The sequence below is a fragment of the Chitinophaga sp. genome, from assembly GCF_035564935.1.
In the GTDB taxonomy this organism is placed as follows: domain Bacteria; phylum Bacteroidota; class Bacteroidia; order Chitinophagales; family Chitinophagaceae; genus Chitinophaga.
Window position 1 is genome coordinate 1 of record NZ_DATMTE010001106.1, and the last position, 3,599, is coordinate 3,599.

General features: G+C 44.0%; 3 protein-coding genes. All 3 read right to left on the minus strand.

What is annotated here, in order from left to right:
* Positions 1-63: 63 nt before the first annotated feature.
* Entirely contained in the window at positions 64-723 is a 660-nt protein-coding gene (locus VN105_RS28615) for a DUF2461 domain-containing protein (RefSeq protein WP_325646717.1), read from the minus strand.
* A 147-nt stretch (positions 724-870) separates the two neighbouring features.
* Positions 871-1,956 carry a porin gene (locus tag VN105_RS28620; protein ID WP_325646719.1) on the minus strand — a complete coding sequence of 362 codons (1,086 nt, stop codon included), beginning with the start codon at positions 1,954-1,956 and terminating at the stop codon, positions 871-873.
* Positions 1,957-2,238: 282 nt separating this feature from the next.
* Positions 2,239-3,599: ammonium transporter (locus tag VN105_RS28625; RefSeq protein ID WP_325646721.1), on the minus strand; the 1,361-nt coding region annotated here is incomplete at its 5' end.

Consider the following 3,599-nt stretch of genomic DNA (forward strand, 5'->3'; position numbering starts at 1 on the left):
TGTTAGTAACAGGCAACTATTAAGGCAGGTTAATTATCTGATAAACTAATAAACTACCTGGTATTAATCCATGGCGCGGTTAATGAACTGCAACAAAGGTTGCATCAGCGCAAATGTTTTCAGTATTTCTTTTACCATAGCAGGCTGTGTACATGCCTCATCCGTTAAGGGGTGCGACACGATCACGCTTTTCAGCTTCAGATACGCGATAGCCGGGTTATCCGGCAGATATCCCTGCGGCGCTGTTTTAAGCGCATCGCCCTCTACCTTCCCGAAGTGTTTAATAAATTCTTTATTGGAGATAATCTGTTCAAATTCTTTGAAATTATAGTCGATTTCCTGGCGAAGCTTTTTCAGTTCAGGAGCTGCCGGCATCCAGATGCCGCCACCGGCAAAACTGTTGCCTCCCGGTTCCAGGTGAAAATAATATCCGCCGAGCGTGGATTTCTTGCCACCCGCCTGGAAGGAAGCACCGAGGTTGGCTTTATACGGCGTCTTATCTTTCGAAAATCTCACATCCTTATAAATGCGAAACACACAGTCTTTTACCTGTAGCCCCTGCATGGTGGCGTCCTGTCTCGCCAAACCATCTATGAGCTGTTGTACCATGCTTTCAAAATCGGCCTTGGCAGACAAGTATTCGGTTTTGTGTTCGTCGAACCAGACTTTGTTATTATTCAGCCTGAGCGACTTTAGGAATTTTAACGTGGACGGCTGCAGCATTACTTCTTTTTGCCAGCAAGATAATACAAATCATTTATGGTTTCGGGAATTTGAACGGCCAATTTTCGTGGTCAGAAAAAACAGGTGCAGGTTATTTGCCGGGATGCAATTCCGCGGCAAATTCCTGCACCTGTTTGAACACAACTTTTAGAAGTGGTAAGTGGCGGCTAATAAAACATTGGATGTTATATCAGCAGGCTTTCCGTCCGACTTGCTGAAAATATCTGCAGAAGCTTTATCCAGCCTGAACTCAGGCATGATAGTAAGGTTTCCTACCTTATAATTAAAAGTGAGTGTACCTGCCACTACATTTCCGCCATCAGGAACGGCTCCAAAAACTTTAAGTCCGTCTTTATCACTAAAATATTCTCCACGAAGCGTTAGCCCTAATTTTTCTGTGAAATCAAGATTCACGTACAGCGCATTACCCCACCATTTTGCATTTTCGCGGGTACTTTTGGGAGCGCGCGTATCGGAATAGGTGCTGTAGGTAGCATTATAACCCAGGCCGAAAACCGTATTGAACTGGTAAGTAGCAACAAGGTCTACCTGGTGGTTCTGGATGCCGAAAGTATCTTTTCCTTCAAGGTAATTCAGGTATAATTTAACCGGTGTTTCTGCCGGAGCAAAGCCCAGCTGGGCGCCAATATATTTATGACTGTTGAGGCTTACTGATTTCAGATCGGTTGGGTTGAAAACACCCACCATGGCGCTTAAAGAAGATGTGAGCGCAATATCAGCCTTTACGCCGGTATTGAAGAAAGGACCATAACTAAACATATAGCTCATGCTATAGTTCCTGTTGGCGTATGCATCTACCAGTTCGTAGCCTATATGTGTGGCGAAACTACCGAGGCTCAGTTTTATTTTTTCAGCAACCTGGTAAGAAACATACAATTGTTTGATAGCCATAGAAAGGCCGTTAGACGAACCGGGAACATCGTTGTAGGAAAATTCGCCGGCCCTTTTACCAAAACCGAGGTCGGCTACGATGCTACCATTCTTAAAACCGTGTTCTACTTTCAGTGATACCATTCCCAGTTCGAAGGAATTGTGAGAATTGGTAAAGCTGGTTTTATTATCAGTATAATTTCCGTTGAGATTGTATTTATAATACACATCTGCAGATCCTGATAATTTAAAAGCGGGTGCAGATGTACTATCTGTCGTGGTTTGTGACATGGCAATCAGAGTGCTGCCCATGGCAAACAAGGTCGTTAACATTCTTTTCATGCTTATAAATTTGGTTGATAAAATGGTAAGTAATGCGGCCTTTTCTCACGGATTGTTTCGGGGGTGCGTGCTAATGCTTCTGATGCTACATTCAGAAATAGAAGGAATGGATAATCAGTAATTAATGATTGGTGCGAGTTTCACTTATTTACAGCAAGTTTTAACTACCAATTATCCATTCCAGGTTCTTACAACGTAAAGTATATGCGTTTAATAAAGTTGATAAATATCGTATTCAAAGAACGGTAACTCTTGTTCTGCACCGGCGAAGGGTGTTATGTTTCAGGAGTGCACCAGTTCGTCCTCTTCTTTCAGCGAACCGTTGTCGGATATGCTGATCATAGAAGGGTGGTAGTTTTCGTTATGCTGTGTAACATCCAGGCCCAGTTCTTCTTCTTCTTCAGATACACGCAGTGGGTGAATCAGGTTGATGAGTTTGAAGATACCATAAGATACAGTGAAGCTGTAGCCTACTACCAGTAACAGACCCAGAACCTGGTTTTTGAACAGGTCGAAGTTACCATAAAGCCAGCCATCGTTACCGCCTGCATTTACTGATTTGGTAGCGAAGATACCGGTGAGCAGCATACCTACCATACCGCCTAAACCATGGCAGGGGAATACATCGAGTGTATCATCAATACTGGTTTTGGATTTCCAGTGTACCGCAATATTGGAAATGATAGCAGAAATGAAACCGATGAATATACTTTGCGGGATAGCAACAAAACCTGCTGCAGGAGTAATGGCCACCAAACCAACTACAGCACCGATGCAAAAGCCGAGCGCTGATGGTTTCCGTCCGCGGATCACATCAAAAAATACCCATGATAAACCGGCAGCAGCAGTAGCGGTGTTAGTAGTAGCGAAAGCTGAAGCAGCAAGGCCGTTGGCGCTCAAAGCAGAACCTGCGTTGAAACCGAACCAGCCGAACCAGAGTAAACCGGTACCCAGTAATACAAATGGAATATTTGCGGGTTGTAATTCTTTTTTCTCGATATGATCCTTTCTTCTTTTCAGTACCAGGGCGCCAGCCAGCGCAGCGCATCCAGCAGAAATATGTACTACTGTACCACCGGCAAAGTCAAGTACGCCTAATTTAAACAGGATGCCATCGGGATGCCAGGTCCAGTGTGCAATAGGCGCATACACCAGTAAGCTGAACAACACCATGAACAATACATAGGAAGTGAAACGGATCCTTCCTGCTACCGCTCCTACCACCAGTGCAGGAGTAATGATGGCAAACTTCATCTGGAAGAGTGCAAACAGTAACAGGGGAATAGTGGGCGCCAGGCTCCAGGGAGCTCCGGATCCTACATTCTGAAACATAAAAAATGTACCGGGATCACCAATAATACCATTATGAGATTTACCAAACGCCAGGCTAAATCCAACTACTAACCAAACAATGCTGATTAAACCGGTAGCAATAAAACTTTGCATCATGGTAGAAATAACATTCTTCTTATTTACCATACCTCCATAAAAGAAGGATAAACCGGGAGTCATCAAAAATACCAGGGATGATGCTACAAGAATCCAGGCGATATCAGCGGAATTATATTTGCTGGAATCGGCAAAACTTGGGAGTGATGGCATAAAAATCCCAACTATTGCGATAAGCGCGAGGAAAATGAAGG

Excerpts from the sequence above, each read along its gene's own strand:
- VN105_RS28620 (WP_325646719.1), bottom strand. The coding sequence starts at position 1,956 with ATGAAAAGAATGTTAACGACCTTGTTTGCCATGGGCAGCACTCTGATT.
- VN105_RS28615 (WP_325646717.1), bottom strand. The coding sequence starts at position 723 with ATGCTGCAGCCGTCCACGTTAAAATTCCTAAAGTCGCTCAGGCTGAAT.